The 17,631-nt window shown below is 67.5% G+C and carries 20 protein-coding genes; 4 read left to right on the forward strand and 16 right to left on the reverse strand.

Going from position 1 to position 17,631, the window contains the following annotated elements; translation table 11 throughout:
- Positions 1-142 precede the first annotated feature (142 nt).
- Entirely contained in the window at positions 143-1,144 is a 1,002-nt protein-coding gene (locus tag B4E96_RS12835; RefSeq protein WP_286957913.1) for a hypothetical protein, read from the reverse strand.
- Positions 1,145-1,548: 404 nt separating this feature from the next.
- On the opposite strand from B4E96_RS12835, the gene B4E96_RS12840 reads away from it, so the two are divergent.
- Positions 1,549-1,818, forward strand: coding sequence for a type II toxin-antitoxin system Phd/YefM family antitoxin (locus tag B4E96_RS12840; RefSeq protein ID WP_102162562.1), 270 nt, complete (start codon positions 1,549-1,551; stop codon positions 1,816-1,818).
- Entirely contained in the window at positions 1,819-2,073 is a 255-nt protein-coding gene (locus B4E96_RS12845; RefSeq protein ID WP_170273404.1) for a Txe/YoeB family addiction module toxin, read from the forward strand.
- Positions 2,074-2,145: 72 nt separating this feature from the next.
- On the opposite strand, the gene mutM is transcribed toward B4E96_RS12845, so the two are convergent.
- From mutM to coaD, 6 genes are all read right to left on the reverse strand, one after another.
- The gene (mutM, locus tag B4E96_RS12850; protein ID WP_286957916.1) at positions 2,146-3,054 is read right to left on the reverse strand and encodes a bifunctional DNA-formamidopyrimidine glycosylase/DNA-(apurinic or apyrimidinic site) lyase; all 909 of its coding nucleotides are present in this window, start codon (positions 3,052-3,054) and stop codon (positions 2,146-2,148) included.
- A 9-nt stretch (positions 3,055-3,063) separates the two neighbouring features.
- The gene (locus B4E96_RS12855) at positions 3,064-3,318 is read right to left on the reverse strand and encodes a hypothetical protein (RefSeq protein WP_102162559.1); all 255 of its coding nucleotides are present in this window, start codon (positions 3,316-3,318) and stop codon (positions 3,064-3,066) included.
- Between the two features lie 53 nt (positions 3,319-3,371).
- A complete protein-coding gene (gene rnc / locus B4E96_RS12860) occupies positions 3,372-4,082 on the reverse strand; it encodes a ribonuclease III (RefSeq protein ID WP_170273401.1) in 711 nt (236 codons plus the stop codon).
- Between the two features lie 30 nt (positions 4,083-4,112).
- A complete protein-coding gene (gene rpmF / locus B4E96_RS12865; protein ID WP_102162557.1) occupies positions 4,113-4,316 on the reverse strand; it encodes a 50S ribosomal protein L32 in 204 nt (67 codons plus the stop codon).
- 2 nt (positions 4,317-4,318) lie between these two features.
- A complete protein-coding gene (locus tag B4E96_RS12870) occupies positions 4,319-4,723 on the reverse strand; it encodes a YceD family protein (protein ID WP_286957918.1) in 405 nt (134 codons plus the stop codon).
- 279 nt (positions 4,724-5,002) lie between these two features.
- Complete coding sequence (gene coaD / locus B4E96_RS12875) at positions 5,003-5,500, reverse strand: pantetheine-phosphate adenylyltransferase (protein WP_286957919.1); 498 nt, start codon at positions 5,498-5,500, stop codon at positions 5,003-5,005.
- Between the two features lie 217 nt (positions 5,501-5,717).
- On the opposite strand from coaD, the gene B4E96_RS12880 reads away from it, so the two are divergent.
- Positions 5,718-6,605, forward strand: a complete 888-nt coding sequence (locus B4E96_RS12880) for a transporter substrate-binding domain-containing protein (protein ID WP_286957921.1) — start codon at positions 5,718-5,720, stop codon at positions 6,603-6,605.
- Here the strand turns inward: B4E96_RS12880 and rsmD are convergent.
- From rsmD to thiL, 4 genes are read right to left on the reverse strand one after another with little or no spacing between them, the layout of a single operon-like run.
- Positions 6,513-7,070: a 16S rRNA (guanine(966)-N(2))-methyltransferase RsmD gene (gene rsmD, locus B4E96_RS12885; protein WP_286957923.1), complete on the reverse strand. Its 558-nt coding sequence runs from the start codon at positions 7,068-7,070 to the stop codon at positions 6,513-6,515. The two genes, B4E96_RS12880 and rsmD, sit on opposite strands and share 93 nt — an antisense overlap.
- A gap of 2 nt (positions 7,071-7,072) precedes the next feature.
- On the reverse strand, positions 7,073-9,259 hold the full coding sequence (locus tag B4E96_RS12890; RefSeq protein WP_286957924.1) for an ATP-dependent DNA helicase RecG: 2,187 nt from the start codon (positions 9,257-9,259) through the stop codon (positions 7,073-7,075).
- Positions 9,260-9,278: 19 nt separating this feature from the next.
- A complete protein-coding gene (locus B4E96_RS12895) occupies positions 9,279-10,964 on the reverse strand; it encodes a DAK2 domain-containing protein (protein WP_286957925.1) in 1,686 nt (561 codons plus the stop codon).
- A 39-nt stretch (positions 10,965-11,003) separates the two neighbouring features.
- A complete protein-coding gene (gene thiL / locus B4E96_RS12900) occupies positions 11,004-12,014 on the reverse strand; it encodes a thiamine-phosphate kinase (RefSeq protein ID WP_286957926.1) in 1,011 nt (336 codons plus the stop codon).
- A gap of 46 nt (positions 12,015-12,060) precedes the next feature.
- Here thiL and B4E96_RS12905 point away from each other — a divergent pair, with 46 nt between their 5' ends.
- A complete protein-coding gene (locus tag B4E96_RS12905; protein WP_259834647.1) occupies positions 12,061-12,591 on the forward strand; it encodes a DUF3515 domain-containing protein in 531 nt (176 codons plus the stop codon).
- Positions 12,592-12,597: 6 nt separating this feature from the next.
- Here the strand turns inward: B4E96_RS12905 and B4E96_RS12910 are convergent, their stop codons facing one another.
- The 5 genes from B4E96_RS12910 to murA are packed head-to-tail and all read right to left on the reverse strand — an operon-like array spanning position 12,598 to position 17,570.
- Positions 12,598-13,752 carry a D-alanine--D-alanine ligase family protein gene (locus B4E96_RS12910; protein WP_259797527.1) on the reverse strand — a complete coding sequence of 385 codons (1,155 nt, stop codon included), beginning with the start codon at positions 13,750-13,752 and terminating at the stop codon, positions 12,598-12,600.
- 27 nt (positions 13,753-13,779) lie between these two features.
- Positions 13,780-14,319 carry a YbhB/YbcL family Raf kinase inhibitor-like protein gene (locus B4E96_RS12915; RefSeq protein ID WP_286957929.1) on the reverse strand — a complete coding sequence of 180 codons (540 nt, stop codon included), beginning with the start codon at positions 14,317-14,319 and terminating at the stop codon, positions 13,780-13,782.
- 46 nt (positions 14,320-14,365) lie between these two features.
- The gene (locus B4E96_RS12920; RefSeq protein WP_259855349.1) at positions 14,366-15,406 is read right to left on the reverse strand and encodes an NAD(P)H-dependent glycerol-3-phosphate dehydrogenase; all 1,041 of its coding nucleotides are present in this window, start codon (positions 15,404-15,406) and stop codon (positions 14,366-14,368) included.
- Positions 15,403-16,254, reverse strand: coding sequence for a lysophospholipid acyltransferase family protein (locus B4E96_RS12925; protein WP_286957930.1), 852 nt, complete (start codon positions 16,252-16,254; stop codon positions 15,403-15,405). Before B4E96_RS12925 ends, B4E96_RS12920 begins: the two co-directional genes overlap by 4 nt.
- On the reverse strand, positions 16,251-17,570 hold the full coding sequence (murA, locus tag B4E96_RS12930) for a UDP-N-acetylglucosamine 1-carboxyvinyltransferase (protein WP_102161724.1): 1,320 nt from the start codon (positions 17,568-17,570) through the stop codon (positions 16,251-16,253). The genes B4E96_RS12925 and murA overlap by 4 nt, the downstream gene beginning before the upstream one ends.
- Positions 17,571-17,631 lie beyond the last annotated feature (61 nt).

The following is a 17,631-nucleotide window of genomic DNA, read 5'->3' on the forward strand; positions in this document are numbered from 1 at the left end:
TCTCCCCGAAAGTCTACCGTTCAGCCTGCTAGTGGGGATCTGACCAGTCTGAATGAGGGCGGACCGCACCAGTCTGATTGAGGGCTGGCGCTCGGGGATCTCTTCCGCGGTGGAGGGATGCAGACGCTGTTGTCTGCGGGAGTCAGGCGCTGATCTCCTTCGACGGCACCGCTGCGGCCAGAGCACCGCCGACGGTGTGTCCCCACATTGCGGGAAGCGCTGTGGGAAAGATCCGAAGCGCATCCGCCTCGCCCACGCGAGCACTTGTCGCCACGATCGCACCGCGCCCTGACGGCACACCTTCAACGTAGATCGACGGCGGTTCCTCACCACGTTCGATCTGGGCGATAGCGAGCCGGAGACGGTCGGAGAGGTACGAGACGTCAGCTGGGGCGAAGTGGTCTGCGATTCGCGACGCATAGGCTTCCACTGTGACCCCGGAATGGGTGTCCATCCCGAGCTGCTCGGCTGTCTGCAGGACGAGGGCGTGGATCCACTCCGTGACAGCGCCGTTGGACAGCGCTGTCACACGCAGCGTGTCGGGCTGGCCGGACGCATCGTGGACTTCGAAGAGCGCGAAGAGAGCGTCACCCATCAGATCGTGGCGCGTCGTCGAAGACAGCCTCAGGTGGACATCGGACATGCCGTTGATCGCAGCGGAATGCACGCCGGCTGCAACTGACGTCCGATTGTTCGCGGCGTAGCCCAGGCCGAAGGACTGGCCGAGCATGCTGAATTGATGCGCGAGGGTCCCCCGAGCTTCACCAGCGGTCTTCTCGTCGAAGTGGCGCTCGACCTCCAGCACACGATGAGTATCGAGCCGCATCACTGCGTCAGACGAATACGCTTCTGTCGCTGCTCGTGCCAGAAGCTGCTCGGCATGAGCGGCCAGTGAGTTCGCAGTTGCCCAGTCATCGCGATTGATGCGCCTGGCCCGCATTTCACTGGTGACTCCCACCAGCAAGAGGATGAGACCGACGACCCACACAACCCAGGTCGGCGAGAGGACGAACAGTGCCGCGGCACCTCTATCGGAACCTGCGAATGCAACCGCGAGCGCAATGATGAAGATGAGGATCGCGACGAGCAGGGAGCCGACGACAAGTGACTTACGGTGCAGGTGGCGGCGCGCACGGCAGCACATCAGGGGTGGAGTGGATATCTTTGATCATATGCGGTCGCGAGCCGTATTCGGTGAATCCCCGGGGCAGGCCTTGCCCTTCAGTGGGATCAATGCGCCTTGCCGGCACCGATCACGCCAGCAGTCCAGCCGCTCGAGGACTTGAAACCGCGCAGCGTCAGCGACTTCAGGTTCATCGCCTCAACTCCTCTCTGTGGTCGGGGCCTGTGTCATGCCTGCGGTGATATTGTGTGAAAATCTGCCCTCTGAGCAGACGCGCCGGTCCTGACCAGCCGCAACAGCTTCGGAGGATCGCGGATCCGCGTGGGTTGCTCGAACGCTGCGAGCGCGAGGACTGACGCTCTATAGAGCCTCTGTTACGTGGTACCATTAACCAGTACCACTCATTCGAGGGAAGGAAGCGGCCCATGTCCATCAGCGCTAGCGAAGCCCGCAAGACCCTGTTCCCCCTCATCCAGCGCGTCAACGATGACCGGGAGGCCGTGGAGATCGTCTCCCGGAAGGGCAACGCCGTCCTCATGCCAGCCGACGAGTACTCTGCATGGCAGGAGACCGCCTACCTGTTCCGCTCGCCCGCAAACGCCCGTCGGCTGCTCGATTCCTACGAGCGCGCCACCTTGGGCAGGACCGAGGTGCACGAACTTGACCGCACCGACGATGCGGACAGGGGCGCCTGAGTGCGCCTGGTCTGGGACAGGTCCGCCTGGGAGGACTACACGTACTGGCAGACTGCTGACCGGAAGGTCCTCAAGCGAATCAATACGCTCATCGATGCCTGCCTGCGCGAGCCCTTCGCCGGGATCGGCAAGCCGGAGCAGCTCAAGTACGGCGCTCAGGGGGCCTGGTCGCGTCGGATCACTGAGGAGCACAGGCTTGTGTATCTTGTCGACGGTGACGACGTGGTGATCTTGCAGGCTCGCTACCACTACTGAGTTTGATCACTGGAGAGTTCGACTTCGGCATGGGCGGCTCGCTCGTGCCAGAGCCCGGCCTCACGTGCAGGCTCAGCGCTGTGGTTTCTGGCACTGCAGGCAGATGTGTGTGCCGCGGCCGCCGACGACGAGGCGGGTGATGAGGGTGCCGCAGCGCAGGCACGGCTGCCCGGTGCGGCCGTAGACGCCGAGCGACCGGTCGAAGTAGCCGGATTCGCCATTGACATTGACATACAGGGCGTCGAAGCTCGTCCCGCCCTGCTCGAGCGCTTCGAGCATCACCTCGCGCGCGGACTCCAGCACGGCCCGCACTCGGGAGATCCGCAGCCGGGCGGCGTGAGCGAGCGGATGGACTCCAGCACGATGGAGCGCCTCGTCGGCGTAGATGTTGCCGATGCCGCTGAGCACGCGCTGGTCGAGCAGCACCGATTTGATCGCTGAGCGCTTCGTCTTGACCACCCGCGCGATCGCATCGAGATCAGTGCTCTCCTCCAGCGGATCTGGGGCGATGTGCGCCATCTGTGCGGGCACCGGCAGGCGGCTCCTCCATCGGCCTGGCACGGTGAGCTCATCGATGGCGAGGTGGCCGAAGATCCGCTGGTCGACGAACCGGAGCGCGAACTCTCGGCCATCAGGTGAGAAGCAGGTGAAGTCTGCACGCGTGTGCCGGTGGACCGGGTCGCCGGGCTCGTGGATGCGGAACTGTCCGCTCATACCCAGATGGACCGACAGTGCACGCTCCGGCATCTCTCCGGTTCCGGCCAGCGGCACCCACAGGAACTTTCCGCGGCGGGCGGGCACGCCGAAACCGGCACCGGTGATGCCGGTGGCGAACGCCTCGGCGGCAGCTGGGGCGATGGTGCGCTGGGAGGTGGTGCCGAGGATCCGCGGATCGTGCAGGCGCACTGCGTCGACGCGGGCGCCGGGCAGCCAATTGGCCAGGCCTCGGCGGACGGATTCGACTTCGGGAAGCTCGGGCACGGAGCTCGCTCAGGCGGCCGCTGTTCTGCGGCCGCTGCAGTGCAGGGGCATCTCGACGATGAGCCCGACAGGCGACGTGAAGAGCAGGAAGGATCCCCGAACCAGCCGCTTGGGCGCACTGTCACCGAGCATGAAAGCGACGACGAATCCGACGCTCGCGATGACGAGGCCGAGTCTGCTCGGGATGAGGAGCATCGTCGACCACACAAAGTCGTGTGCGGTTGGCATGAGGAGATCGCCAGTGAGCGGAAGAAGGGAACTCATACGCGGATTGTACTCCGGCTTCACCAGCGCCGATCGATCCAGGATGCGGGGACTCAGTGTCGGCTGTAGTCCGGGTGGGCGGCGCGGATCGCGGTGACGGCGGCTTCGGCGGCGACGGCTTCTGCGGCCTTCTTCGAGGTGCCCTCGCCGGTGCCCCATACCGTCCCGCCGAGCAGGGCGACGGCGGTGAAGACGCGTGCGTGGTCGGGTCCGCGGCCGGTGACCTCGTAGACGACGGCGCCGAGGTCGAGGTCGGCGGCGGCTTCCTGCAGGGTCGTCTTGTAGTCCATGCCGGCGCCGAGGCGGACGGCGTCGACGAGCATGTCGTCGATGAGCCGGTGGACGAGTGCGAAGGCCTCTGCGCGGCCGCGGCTGATGAAGCAGGCACCGATGAGGGATTCGACGGTGTCGGCGAGGATCGAGTCCTTCGTCCGCCCGCCTGTCATCTCCTCGCCCTTGCCCAGCAGCACGAACTCGCCGATCTTCAGACGCCGGGCGATCTGCGCCAGCGCACGGGTGTTGACGACGGCGGCGCGCATCTTCGCCAGCCGGCCCTCGGGCAGCTCGGGGTTGTCGAGGAACAGCGACTCAGTGGCGACGAGCTGCAGGACGGCGTCACCGAGGAACTCCAGGCGCTCATTGGTGGGGATGCCGCCGTTCTCGAACGCGTAGCTGCGGTGCGTGAGGGCAAGACGAAGCGTCTCGGGGTCGATGTCGACCCCGAGACGCTCGTTGAGTGTGTTCAGATCAGGTGCTGAGTCCACTGTCTGATGCGATTCGTCTGCAGAACCGAATCAGATGTCGGCGACCTTGCGTCCCTTGTATTCAAGGAACAGCGGGGTGCCGGCGGAGTCCTCAACCACCTTGGCCTGGTGCGGGCGCGAGTACACAACGCGACCGTTCTCCACAGTCTTGACCAAGGTCGGAACCTTGGCCTTCCACTGCGAACGACGGTGGCGGGTATTGCTGCGCGACATCTTTCGCTTGGGAACAGCCACGTCTAGCTCTCTTTCTCTTCTAACAGTCGTTTCAGTTCTGACCAGCGTGGGTCATCTTCCGGTGCCTCTTCGACGATGTCCTCGCCGACGGTGTACCGGAACTCGTCCGCATCCTCCCCATCCTTGAGAGGACGGAACGGCAAAGCCATGACGAGTGCGTCTCGGATCGCCGGTTCGAGGTCGATCCGATCGCGATCAACCGGATATGTCTCCTCGTCGCCCTCTTCGACCTCGTACGCGAAGAGTTCGGACAGCTCCACGTTCAGCGGAACCTCCAGGTCCTCCAGCGTGCGGGCGTCCTGTCCCTGGGCTGTGGCCGTGACAGCGCCGGAGACGAAGATCCCCTCCACCACGGAGTCGAGCTGCAGGTCCAGGTGAAGCGGCGAACCGGTTGGCACTCCGATCATCTCGATCCGCAGATCCGCCGGAGCCGCGACATCACGTTCCAGTCGAGTCCATTCGCCTGGCCTGTCTGCCAGGCCGAGCGAGCGAAGGTCGACGATGAGGTCAGATCTACTGCTCATGTGTCTTCACCTCCGGTTTGGACGCTGTCCGTGATGTCGGCACGCAACGGATCACACGCAAGGAAACAGTCTAATGGCTTCGCCCAGTGATTGCCACTTGAGGTGATGTGCACCTCACCGGGCATCAGCGAGCAGCAGGCAGGGCCAGCTGGCAGCCAGCGGTCAGTCGGCCCGGCGCTTGGCATCCATCGCTTCGAGCACCGCAGCCGGCACGAGCCCCGAGACGTCTCCGCCGAGTGCGTGGACTTCGCGGATGAGCGAGGAGGAGACGTGCTCGAAACGCGGGTCGCCGGGCACGAAGATCGTCTCCAGTTCGGTCAGGTGCCGGTTCATCAGGGCCATCGGCAGCTCATAAGCGAAGTCGGTGCCTGAACGCAGCCCCTTGACGACGGCTGAAGCGCCGATCTGCGCGCAGTAGTCCACGAGCAGTCCGCCGGGCACGTCGTTGACGACGATGTTCGCGGCCTGCTCGGTGCGCGGATCGGCGGTCAGGGCAGCCTCGATGAGCTCGATGCGCTGAACGACCGGATAATGACCGGTCTTGGCCGGGTTGTGCACCACAGCGATGACAACCTCGTCGAACAGCGCGGCGGCCCTGGCGGCGATGTCGATGTGTCCGACGGTGACCGGGTCATAGGAGCCAGGGCAGACGACCTTCATACGCATCCGTTCCATCGGGGGCTGGTGACGCTCTCAGACTAGCGCAGGACACCTCGGCGGCGGCCAGGGCATGTAACGATGTCCTAACGCTCCCCGAAATGCGGTAGGCGCAGAGACGCAGCTCGGTACTGTTGTTGAACAGTGACCTGGGTCATACCGGCTCGGTCGACACTTCTTGTCTGGTCGTCACCTGCTGTACGCACGAAACGGAGTATCTATGCGCAACCACAGAATCGCCCGCCCCCTAGCAGCCCTTGCCGCCGTCGCCTCGCTCGGACTCGTCGCCGCCTGCGGCGGAGGCGGTTCAGATGCCGGCAGCACGCTGGAGAAGGCCCAGGAGGACAAGAAGATCACCGTCGGCTTCGCCGGCGAGGCTCCTTACAGCTTCGAAGCCGATGGCGAGCTCACCGGCGCCACTGTCGCGCTGCACCGCGAGATCTTCAAGGAGCTCGGCATCGAGGAGGTCGACGGTGTGCTCACCGAGTTCGGCGGCCTCATCCCGGGTCTCAACGCCGACCGCTTCGACGTCGTCTCCGCAGGCATGTCGATCCTGCCCGACCGCTGCGAGCAGGCGTCGTTCTCCAACCCGGAGTTCATGTACACGACCGCGCTCATGGTCAAGGAGGGCAACCCGCACAACCTCAAGACGCTCGATGACGTCGCAGCCAATCCGGATGTCACGCTGGCCACGATGACCGGCGCGATCGAATCGGACTACGCGGCCGATCTCGGCATTGAAGGTTCGACTGAGGTGGGCACTCCGCAGGACGGGATGGACATGGTGACCTCCGGCAGGGCGGATGTCTTCGCACTCACCGGCATCTCGCTCAACTGGATGGCTGACAACAATCCGGATGCCGGTGTCGAGGTGACCGAGTCGTTCGTGCAGGGACCAGATCATCGAAGACGGCCCACCGGACGAGATCTTCACCCGCCCGCAGCATGGGCGCACTGCGAAGTTCCTTTCTGCAGTGCTGGAGCACTGACCCCGGCAGTCAGCCCCGCACGGGTCTCAGTCCCGCAGCTGCAGGAACCACAGTGCGGTCTCGCCAGCCTTCTTGTGGCGGAAGATCTCCAGCTGCTCGGGCAGGGTCGGCTCCGGTGACCGGCTGGAGCGTTCGAGCACGATGAGCGCTGACGGGTCGCGCAGCAGCGGGACGCAGGCGTCCAGGATCGCGGTCACCTCTGCCTCGGGCATGGGATACGGCGGGTCGGCGAAGATGAGGTCGATGCTGCCGTCGGGCAGCCGTGCCGCGCCCGAGGCGGCGGGCGCCTGGATGATCTCGACCTCGCCTGCCGCACGCAGGGACCGGGCATTGGCGGTGATGACCCGGCAGACTGAGGCGGCGCGTTCGATGAAGGTCACGTGGGCGGCCCCGCGGGAGAGCGCTTCGAAGCCGAGTCCGCCGGAGCCAGCGCAGACGTCGAGGACGTGGGCACCGGTGAGCACGTCGAGAGTCGTGAGTGAGGAGAACAGGGATTCACGCATCCGGTCAGAGGTCGGGCGGGTGCCCTCGCCGGGCGGGGTTTTGAGGCGGTGGCCTTTGCAGCGGCCTGCGATGATGCGCATGCTCAGTCCGCCGTGCTGCCGAAGCTGCGTTCGGGGCCGATGATCGTGTCGATGAAGTCGCGCAGGTGCGGGTAGGCCTCGAACAGCGGGTCAGCGTCGACGGCGTCTGCTGCTGCCGTCCGGGCGTCTTCGATGACGCGTGCGTCGCGGGCGACCGACAGGTGCTTCAGTGAGGTCCGCCCCCACTGGGTGCGGCCGAGGACGTCGCCTTCGCGGCGCTTCTCCATGTCGAATTCGGCCAGAGCGAAGCCGTCGAGGGTCTCGGCGACGGTCTGCAGGCGTTCCATCGCCTCGCTGCCCGATGGCTGGTGGGTGAGCAGGAAGCAGGTGGAGGGCTGGCCGTCGCGGCCGATGCGTCCGCGCAGCTGATGCAGCTGGGCGACGCCGAAGTTCTCGGCATCGAAGATCACCATGATGCGGGCCCGCGGGACGTCGATGCCGACTTCGATGACGGTGGTGGCGATGAGCACGTCGAGTTTGCCGGCGGCGAAGGCGCGCATGACCTCCTCTTTGTCCTCCATGCCCATCCGGCCGTGCACAACCGCCATATCGAGGTGGGCGACAGCCGGGTGGTTCTGCAGGCGGCGCTGGAGCTCGTCGACACCGATCGGTGCGGTCAGCGGGTCGCCCTGGCTGGGGTCGAAGTCGATCTTCGAGGCGACGATGAAAGTCTGCTGACCGGCCGCAGCCGCCTCGGCGACGATGGTGAGCACCCGGTCGAGCCAGGTGGGGTGCTCGCTTAAGGAGAACGCGTGGGTTGCGATCGTCTTGGGTCCGTGCGGCAGCTCGTCGAGCACGGAGGTCTCCAGGTCGCCGAAGACGGTCAGCGCCATCGTGCGCGGGATCGGGGTGGCGGTCATGACGAGGGCGTGCGGGGCGTAGTCGGAGGATTTGCGGCGCAGCGCCTCGCGCTGGGCGACGCCGAAGCGGTGCTGTTCGTCGATGACGACGAGGCCGAGGGCGTTGAAGATCGTCGTCTCGGACACGAGTGCGTGGGTGCCGACGATGATGTCGATCTGCCCGGCGACCAGGGCCAGCAGCAGCTCCTTGCGCTCCTTCGTCGACAGTGAGCCGGTCAGCAGTGCTACGCGCACGCGGGTGTGCTCGTGGGCGAGCCGGCCGTGGGAGAACAGGGAGGGGTCTTCGGCCTGCGGGCCGAGCATCGCCATGAGCGAGCGGTAGTGCTGGGCGGCGAGCACTTCGGTCGGCGCGAGCATCGCCGCCTGAGCCCCGGAGTCGACGGCCTGGAGCATCGCCCGCAGTGCGACAAGCGTCTTGCCCGAGCCGACGTCGCCGTGCAGCAGCCGGTTCATCGGGTGCGGCTGGGCCAGATCGGCGGCGATCTCCGCACCGGCTCGCTGCTGGGCGCCGGTGAGCTGGAAGGCCAGGTGCTCATCGAAGTAGGCAAGCGCGCCGTCGTCGCTGCCGGTGAGCTCACGGGAGACCTCGCGGTTCCACAGGCTCTTCTGCGCCAGCAGGTGGGCCTGCAGGGCGAAGGCCTCTTCGAACTTCCAGCGCTTCTGCGCGGCTTCGACCTGCTCCATCGTGTCGGGCCGGTGCATGTGGGCATACGCGCTGCGCAGGTCGGGCAGCTGCCGGTCGATGAGCACCTGGATGGGCAGCGGGTCGGCGAAGACCTCATCGGGGGCGGTGTCGAGGATGGTGCGGATGGCTGCAGCGATGCGGTGGGTGGCGATCCGGTTGCTGGCCTTGTAGATCGGGATCGGGTGGCTGCGGGTCTCAAACGTCAGCTCGTCACCGGCGATCTGGTTGAGCCACACGGGGTTCTTGATCTGGAAGTGGGCGGCTGAGCCGTATTTGGGGTTCTGCTTGGCGACTTTGCCGCTGATGGCGATCTCGGTGCCGGGCAGCATCTTGTCGGCGATCCAGTGCTGGTTGAAGAAGGGCACTTCGACGATGAAGGAGCCGTCGGAGACCCGGGCAGTGGTGATGCTGCCGCGGCGCTGGCGCATCTGCCGGGTGGTGACGGATTCGACGCGGGCCATGAAGGCGACGTCGGCGCCTTCCTCCATCACCATCGCCAGGTTGCTCAGGGTGCCGGCCTGCAGGTAGCGGCGCGGGAAGTAGCGCAGCGCCTCGTCGACGGTGGTGATGCCGACGGTGCGCAGGTCAGCGCACAGGCGCTCGTCATCGAGCAGAGTGCTGACGTCGATCGGTTCGCGGGTCATCTTCTCGGCTCTCCGCGATCTATTCGACGCCGAGCACCGCGCAGCCCTCAGGGTGCTCGGAGTGGACGATGTCGACGGTGACGAGCGGGTGGCGGGTCTCGACGTGGCGCAGCAGCGCATCGGTCGCGCTGGCCGGCAGCTGTGCGCCGGTGACGATCGTCATGACCTCCCCACCGGCACCGAGGAGTCGGTCGGCGCACGCGATGACCGCGTCGGCTGGGTTCTGTTCGACGCTGCGGATGCGCCCGTCGATGATGGTGAGCAGGTCGGAGCGGTCGTAGATGAGCGGGCCGGCTGAGCTGCGCTCGGCGCGGACCACTCCCCCGACCCGGGTGGCGGAGGCGGATTCGGCCATGTCCTCGAACGCCTCTGCGGCCGGGGCTGCGCTGTCGTAGACCGCGAGCGCGGAGAGCACTGCGGCAGCTGAGCGGGAGCGCACGATCGAGACCGGCTGGCGTGCCTCGCCGCCGGTGCTGTCTGCGGCGGCCTCGCTGCCGTGGCCGTAGCGACGGCGCAGCTCGCCGAGCAGGTGCGCGGAGTCGGGGACGACGATGACAGGCGCGTCGGCTTCGGCGATGAGCTCGTCGATCTGCTCGGCGACTGCTGCCCCGTCGGCGTTGACGGCGTGGGCGTCCTGCAGCGCGCAGGCGAAGAGCATCCCCACCCCGGAGCAGACGGCGATGACGGTGGTGGCCAGGGTGCGGCCGCCGGTGACGGAGAGGTCTTCGACGCGCAGCCGGTCGATCCCGAGGTCCGCGCACGCCCGCAGGGTCTCCAGGGCGGTGTCCTCGCTGGGCACGTGGACGTGGATCATCGGCCAGGACACGACGATCGAGTCACCACCGGCGGCGGTGAGGGTCTTCTTCACCCGCCGGGTGCGGTCGCGGCGCTCGGCGACGTAGAAGACGAGTTCGAAGCCCTGTTCGCCGGTGTGCAGCAGCGCCCCGGCACTTGGTTCTCGGCACTCCTCAGCAGCCGCGTCGGCCTCACCACCGGTGTCCGTGCCCGAGGCGGTGGATCCGCCGGTCGTGGTCGTCAGGTGGGCTGCGTGCAGGGCGGGGTGGTCGGCGGGATCCTCACCGGTGACCGTGAGGTAGAGCAGGTCGAAGAGCTCGACGATGCCAGACGAGCCGGCATCGACGACGTTGGCTTCGCTCAGCGCCGGCAGCTGTCCGGTGGTCTCCAGCAGCGCCTGCTGGGATGTTTCGCGCACGGCGGCGATGAGCCTGATGAGATCGGCTCCGGCATCGGCCTGCTCGCGGGCTTCTGAGGCCATCGCCTCGAGCACGGTGAGCATGGTGCCGTCGACCGGTGCTGCGACGGCGGTGCGGGCGCGGGCTGCGGCGAGTTCGAGTGCACCGGCGAACGTCGGGGCGTCGAGGTCGGTGACCCCGTCGAGGGCGTCGGCGACCCCGCGCAGGGCGACAGACAGGATGAGCCCGGAGTTGCCGCGGGCTCCGCGCAGCGCGCCGGTGGCCATCGCGCCGATGACGTCGCTGAGGGTGACGGCTCCGCGCAGGTTCTCGACGGCGCGGTAAGCCGAGCGGACGGTGTGGTAGAGATTCGAACCGGTGTCACCGTCGGCGACGGGGAAGACGTTGATGGCGTTGATGTCGTTGCGTTCGCGGCGCAGCCGCTCGACGGTCCGCCGGGCCCAGCGGGCGGCCAGCCGACCGTTGATGTTCAGCGCGTCGCGCTCGTCCACTCTCTCCCCTCCCCGATCATAGTGCCCGGATGCCAGCGCTCAGCCGAAGTGCCGGAAGGATCCTCCGGTCACCGGCTGCCCGGCCAGCGTCACGCCGCCGCCGTCGCTGGCTGCGCGGCATGTTCCGATGCGCATCCAGCCTACCGGAACCTGGTCGGCGGGCACGGTGGCGAGGAACCCGTGGTCCTCTCCTCCATGCAACACCCAGTTCCGCGGGCTGGCACCGGTCCCGAGGTGGTCGGCAGCTGCCTGCAGCGGTGCAGCGAGTGCGTCGAGAGCGCTGGGGTCGAGGTCGGCGGTGATGTGCGAGGCGGCTGCGATCCGGCCGAGGTCGCCTGCCAGGCCGTCGGAGACGTCGATCATCGCATGAGCTGCCCCGGCGATGCGTGCGGCAGCGGCGTATTCCGGGCGCGGGCTGCGCTGGACGTCGATGGGCTCGCGCAGCGCTGGCTCATCGGTCTCGGCCAGGTCCGGGTCGGCCAGAAGCAGGTCTAGGCCGGCGGCGGCCCTGCCGACGGTGCCGGCGAGCACGATCGCATCGCCTGGCTGTGCGCCGCTGCGCAGCACCGGCGGGTGGGCGGCGAGTGTGCCGAGGGCGGTGACGGAGATGATGACGACTGGTCCGCCGGACAGGTCCCCGCCGAGCACCTGCGCTCCCCCGCGGGCGGTCTCTTCGGCGAATCCGGTCATGAGCTCGCGCACGAAGTCCAGCGGCGTGTCCGCCGGTGCCCCGAGCGTCAGCAGCATGCCGTGCGGGGCGGCGCCCATCGCGTGGACGTCGGCGAGGTTCTGGGCGGCGGCCTTGATGCCGAGCCGGTAGGGGTCCGTCCAGGCGGGCAGGAAGTCCTCTCCTTCGACGAGCATGTCGGTCGTCGAGACGAGGTCCCCGCTGAGCGTCGAGACCGCAGCGTCGTCTCCGGGCCCGACCCGCACCTCGGGCCCGGCGGCAGGGAGGGCTGAGAGCAGGGCGGCGAGCACGCCGTCCTCACCGACGTCGCCGAGTGTGGCACCAGGTGGGGGCGGCGGTGTGCCGGGAGCAGGTGATGTCATGGGGTCAGTATGCCAAGCGGAACGGACACCGACTAACCTGGAGGGCATGAACCGCCTCCCCTGTGTCGCTGCCGCCTGTGCCGTTGTCGGTCTGGGTCTCAGCGGCTGCGCTGCCGCCGTGTCCGTTGAGCCTGCTGCCGACGCCCACAATCCGGAGTGCGCGGCGGTCATGCTGCGAATGCCCGATGAGATCGACGGGCATGACTCGCGCAAGACGACCTCGCAGGGCACCGATGCGTGGGGCGACCCGTCGGTGGCGGTGCTGCGCTGCGGCGTCGAGCCGCCGGGGCCCTCGACTGACCGATGTGTGAGCGTCAACGGCGTCGACTGGGTCTCGACTGAGGAGACCGGCACGTCGTGGCGATTCGTCTCCTATGGCCGTGAACCGGCTGTCGAGGTGCTCGTCGCTTCGGACAAGATCGCCGGTGCCACGGTGCTCTCGGAGATCTCCCCGTCGGTGTCGACGATTGAGCAGACGCGCTCCTGTGTGGCTGCCGAGGATCTCGATGAGGACGGCCTGCCGGTCGAGACTCCCGGTGCTGAGCAACCGGCTGATGAGGAGACGGCGGCGCCGTAGCCCAGCTCAGCTCGTGGGCTGGTTGGCCGCCTGGCGGGCGTGATCGCTCATCGCGATGCTGATGAGCTCGGAGATGAGCTCGCTGTACTCCAGCCCCGAAGCCGCCCACATCTGCGGATACGCCGAGCTCGGGGTGAAGCCGGGCAGCGTATTGAGCTCGTTGATGAGCACCTCGCCGTCAGCGGTGACGAAGGTGTCGACGCGGGCCAGGCCGGTGCATTCGAAGGCTTTGAAGGTGCGGGCGGCGAGATCCTGGATCTTCGCAGTGGTGTCGGCATCGACATCGGCCGGGCAGATGAGCTTGACCGAGTCGAGGTCGAGGTACTTGGCTTCGAAGTCGTAGAACTCATGGTCGCCGCCGACGACGATCTCCGAGGGCACCGAGGTCCGCGCCCGGCGGTCGTAGACGGAGCCGAGGACGGAGCATTCGATCTCGCGGCCGTCGACGAGCGGTTCGACGATGACCTTGTTGTCGTGCTCGAAAGCCTCTTTGAGCGCGACATCGAGTTCGGAGACGCTGTTGATCTTCGACACGCCGATCGAGGAGCCGGCGCGGCAGGGCTTGACGAAGGCCGGGAAGCCGAGCTTCTCGACGCGTTCGGTCATGACCTCCGGAGCGTGTTCGTACTTCACCTCGGTGATGAGGACGAACGGGCAGGCCGGGATCCCGGAGTTGACCATGACGGCCTTCATGAAGTGCTTGTCCATGCTCACCGCCGAGGCGAGCACACCGGCGCCGACGAACGGGGTGTTCGACAGTTCGAAGATCCCCTGGATGGTGCCGTCCTCACCGTAGCGGCCGTGCAGCACCGGGAAGTAGACGTCGACGACGTCGAGTTCGCTCAGGGTGCCGTCGGCTCCCCGGTGCAGCAGCGGTTCGCGTTGTTCGGAGATCGAGGGGATGACCGAGGTGCCGTTATCGGTCACCTCGGGCATCGCCTCGGGGTTGAAGGTGAACTTCTCCCAGTCCTCGACGATCCGCCACGTGCCCTGCCGGGTGATGCCGATCGGGATGACCCGGTAGGCGTCCCGGTCGATCGCGGCGAGCACATTGGCTGCCGAGACGCACGACACGGCGTGCTCTGAAGAGCGGCCGCCGAACAGGACGGCGACGACAGGACGGGTGTCGCCGGCAGTGGAGGACGAGGAGGCTGGTGTCATGGGATCAGTTGTTCCTAGCGGGGTTGGTCACTTGACTTCGAAGGTGGTCTCGATCCAGCCGCGGCCGATCGACTTGAAGAACATGTTGAAGCCGACGAAGGCCGGGCTGGCCGAGGCGTCGAGCTCCAGCGGTTCGGACAGGGCGTGGACGATGAAGAAGTAGCGGTGCGGCCCGTGGCCTTCCGGCGGGGCAGCGCCGACGAAGCGCGGCTCACCGGCGTCGTTGCGCATCATGACACCGCCCTCGGGCAGCAGGCCGGCGTCCGGGTTGCCGGCGTCTGCCGGCAGCTCCGTGACATCGGCGGGCAGGTCGGTGAGCACCCAGTGCCAGAAGCCGGAACCGGTCGGGGCGTCGGGGTCGAAGCAGGTGACGGCGAACGCCTTCGTCTCGGCCGGGAAGCCTGACCAGGACAGCTGCGGGGAGATGTCCTTGCCGCCGTCGATGCCCATCGCACCGGAGCGCTGGGCGGCGTCGAGTTCGGCTCCTTCGGTGATGTCGGTGCTGGTGACCTCGAAGCGCGGGACCTCGTTGAGCTTGGCGAAGGGTGAGTTCTGGTGCTCGATCATGTTTCCTCCTGAGCCGGTGGCGGTGACGGGTGGCGGCTGAGGGCTCTCAGCCGCCGGCCGGGCTCTGGCCCGGGGTCTGGTCGTACTTCATCGGGCTTTCGGTCTTACGCTTTCGAGACAACAGCAAACCGCCCAGTTCGTCAACATGCAGCCGGCCGGTGAGCACGGCGGTCACACCCTGGGTGATCGGCAGTTCGACGCCGTGGGAGCGGCCGAGTTCGAGAACGGCGGCGGCACTCTTGACGCCCTCGGCGGTCTGGGCGGTGCGGGTGGTGGCTTCTTCCAGGGTCAGGCCCTCGCCGAGCAGCCGGCCGAAGGACCGGTTGCGCGACAGCGGTGAGGCACATGTGGCGACGAGGTCGCCGAGGCCGGCGAGACCAGCCAGAGTGTGGGCATCAGCGCCCATCGCCAGGGCCAGCCGGGTGGTCTCGGCCAGGCCGCGGGTGATGATCGAGGCCTTCGAGTTGTCTCCCATCCCCTGCCCGTCGGTGATGCCGACGGCTAAGGCGATGACGTTCTTGATCGCCCCGCCGAGTTCGACGCCGACGACGTCGTCGTTGGTGTAGGGGCGGAAGTAGGCATTGGCGGTGAGTTCGGCGATGCGGTCGGCGACGGCCTCATCGGCACAGGCGATGACGGTGGCAGTCGGCTGGCCGACGGCGATCTCGCGGGCCAGATTGGGCCCGGAGACGATCGCGATGCGCTCCGGGCCGGCACCGGTGACCTCGGCGATGACCTCGCTCATCCGCTTGCCGGTGGTGACCTCGATGCCCTTCATGAGGCTGACGAGCACGGCGTCCTCGCGCAGCAGCGGCGCCCACGCGGTGAGGTTCCCGCGCAGGGACTGCGCGGGCACCGCCAGCACCACCACCTCGGCGGCGGCGAGCACTTCAGCGATATCGGAGCTGGCGCGGATCGTATCAGGCAGCTCGATGTCGGGCAGGTAGCGGCTGTTGGTGTGGGAGGCGTTGATCTCGTCTGCCGCTTCCCCGCGGCGAGCCCACAGCAGCACCTCGTGACCGGCATCGGCGATCACCTTGGCGAACGTCGTCCCCCAGGATCCGGCTCCGAGTACGGCGATCGTCATGCGGTGTCTCCTTCTGTGCGCCCGGCGGCCGGCCGGTAGTCGGCGCGGAAGCGCTCGGGCATCTCCTCGCCGCGCAGCACTGCGAGTTCGGCTGCGATGTGGCTGGTGACGCGGTTGGTCAGGGTGCGGATATTGGCGGTGGTCAGCCCGTCGAGGTCGCTGTAGTCGATCGCCGGGCCGAAGGCGATGCGCAGCGTGTCCTGCGGGCGCGGCTTGGGGATCTTCGCCCCGACCGGCATCGACCTGTCCAGACCCCAGTGGGCGACCGGGATGAGCGGTGCGCCGGTCGACAGGGCCAGGCGGGCGGCACCTGACTTCGAGGCCTGCGGCCACAGGTCGGGGTCCTTCGTCAAGGTGCCCTGCGGGTAGATGACGATCGACTGCCCGCCTTCGAGGGCGGCTCTGGCGTAGACGAGGCTGCCGCCGGCGTGCACGGAGTCGCGCAGCACCGGAATCTGGCCGATCGCCTTGAGTCCGGCGCCGAGTACGCCGGTGAACAGCGGGGACTTGGCCAGGTAGTGCGGCAGCCGGCCGCGGTACCACAGGGTCAGCCCGATGAGGATCGGGTCGAGGTAGCTGGCGTGGTAGGCGACGAAGATCGCCGGCTGGCCCGAGGGCGGGATATGTTCGTCGCCGAGCACCTGGTAGCGGCCGAAGAGCCGGAAGAGCACGCCGGCGGCCGGGGCGACGAAGCCGGCGGTGAACTTCTGCTTCTTCAGGCTCTTCTCATCGAAGTCGACGTGGTACTTCGGCGGGGTGCCGGTGACGTCGACGGTGCCCTCAGGGGTGGCGTGCAGGGCTTCGGCCGGCACGTCATCGGGGTGGGCGCGGCTGTCGTTGTGCGTCATGCCATCTGCACCTTCGCGCCGAGGGCTGCGAGCTTGTCGAGGAAGTCCTCGTAGCCGCGGTTGATGATGCCGATGCCCGAGACCCGGGAGGTGCCCTCAGCGGCGAGTGCGGCGATGAGGTGGGAGAAGCCGCCGCGCAGATCGGGGACCTCGATGTCGGCACCGCGCAGCTTCGTGGGCCCGGAGATGACGGCCGAGTGCTTGAAGTTCTTGCGCCCGAACCGGCACGGGGTGCCGCCGAGGCATTCGCGGTAGAGCTGGATCGTCCCGCCCATCCGGTTGATCGCGTCGGTGAAGCCGAAGCGGTTCTCGTACACAGTCTCATGGATGATCGACAGTCCGGTCGCCTGCGTCAGGGCGACGACGAGCGGCTGCTGCCAGTCGGTCATGAAGCCCGGGTGCACGTCGGTCTCCAGCGGCAGGGAGGACAGATCGCCTCCCGGGTGGGAGAACCGGATGCCGGTCTCGGTGACGTCGAAGGTGCCGCCGATCTGGCGGAAGACGTTGAGGAAAGTGATCATGTCCGGCTGGTGGGCTCCAGCGACGAACACCTCCCCGCCGGTGGCCAGCGCGGCAGACGCCCACGAGGCGGCCTCGATGCGGTCAGGCAGAGCCCGGTGGGTGTAGCCGGTGAGCTCGTCGACGCCGAGGATGCGGAAGCAGCGGTCGGTGTCGACGGAGATGATCGCGCCCATCTTCTGCAGGATCGCGACCAGGTCCATGATCTCGGGTTCGATCGCGGCGTTCTTCAGTTCGGTGACGCCTTCGGCGGTGACGGCGGTGAGCAGCACCTGCTCGGTCGCTCCGACCGAGGGGTAGGGCAGTTCGACCTGGGTGCCCTGCAGCCGCTGTCGGGCTTCGAGCTGGATGCCGCCGGGGGTCTTGTCGACGGTGGCCCCGAACTGGCGCAGCACGTCGAGGTGGAAGTCGATCGGCCGATCGCCGATGCGGCAGCCGCCGAGGTCGGGGATGAAGGCTTTGCCGAGGCGGTGCAGCAGCGGTCCGCAGAAGAGGATCGGGATGCGCGAGGCGCCGGCGTGGGCGTCGATGTCGACGATGGAGCCCTGTTCGACGTTCGAGGGGTCCATGACGAGCTGGCCGTCGGGCGAGTCGCCGTCGGGCTGGGATTCGACGCGCACTCCGTGGACTTCGAGCAGACCGGTGACGACCTCGACGTCGCGGATGCGCGGAACCCCGCGCAGCACAGACGGGCTGGATCCCAGCAGTGATGCGACCATCGCCTTCGACACGAGGTTCTTCGCACCTCGGACGCGGACGGTGCCGCTGAGCGGTGTGCCGCCGTCGACCTCGAGCATTGTCCTCCTTCGCCGTGTTCCGGCCGTGCGCACGCAGGGTTCGGTTCGGCTTGGGAGCCGG

It is taken from the genome of Brevibacterium sp. UBA7493, assembly GCF_002479565.1.
GTDB lineage: Bacteria > Actinomycetota > Actinomycetes > Actinomycetales > Brevibacteriaceae > Brevibacterium > Brevibacterium luteolum.

Coding starts and splice junctions, on each gene's coding strand:
- coaD (WP_286957919.1), bottom strand. CDS start 5,500: ATGAAGGTCGTCTGCCCTGGCTCCTATGACCCGGTCACCGTCGGACAC.
- B4E96_RS12880 (WP_286957921.1), top strand. CDS start 5,718: ATGCGCAACCACAGAATCGCCCGCCCCCTAGCAGCCCTTGCCGCCGTC.
- B4E96_RS12835 (WP_286957913.1), bottom strand. CDS start 1,144: ATGTGCTGCCGTGCGCGCCGCCACCTGCACCGTAAGTCACTTGTCGTC.
- B4E96_RS12905 (WP_259834647.1), top strand. CDS start 12,061: ATGAACCGCCTCCCCTGTGTCGCTGCCGCCTGTGCCGTTGTCGGTCTG.
- rsmD (WP_286957923.1), bottom strand. CDS start 7,070: ATGCGCATCATCGCAGGCCGCTGCAAAGGCCACCGCCTCAAAACCCCG.
- B4E96_RS12840 (WP_102162562.1), top strand. CDS start 1,549: ATGTCCATCAGCGCTAGCGAAGCCCGCAAGACCCTGTTCCCCCTCATC.
- B4E96_RS12915 (WP_286957929.1), bottom strand. CDS start 14,319: ATGATCGAGCACCAGAACTCACCCTTCGCCAAGCTCAACGAGGTCCCG.
- thiL (WP_286957926.1), bottom strand. CDS start 12,014: ATGACATCACCTGCTCCCGGCACACCGCCGCCCCCACCTGGTGCCACA.
- B4E96_RS12870 (WP_286957918.1), bottom strand. CDS start 4,723: ATGATCGGAGTGCCAACCGGTTCGCCGCTTCACCTGGACCTGCAGCTC.
- B4E96_RS12920 (WP_259855349.1), bottom strand. CDS start 15,406: ATGACGATCGCCGTACTCGGAGCCGGATCCTGGGGGACGACGTTCGCC.
- murA (WP_102161724.1), bottom strand. CDS start 17,570: ATGCTCGAGGTCGACGGCGGCACACCGCTCAGCGGCACCGTCCGCGTC.
- B4E96_RS12925 (WP_286957930.1), bottom strand. CDS start 16,254: ATGACGCACAACGACAGCCGCGCCCACCCCGATGACGTGCCGGCCGAA.
- B4E96_RS12910 (WP_259797527.1), bottom strand. CDS start 13,752: ATGACACCAGCCTCCTCGTCCTCCACTGCCGGCGACACCCGTCCTGTC.
- B4E96_RS12890 (WP_286957924.1), bottom strand. CDS start 9,259: ATGACCCGCGAACCGATCGACGTCAGCACTCTGCTCGATGACGAGCGC.
- B4E96_RS12855 (WP_102162559.1), bottom strand. CDS start 3,318: ATGAGTTCCCTTCTTCCGCTCACTGGCGATCTCCTCATGCCAACCGCA.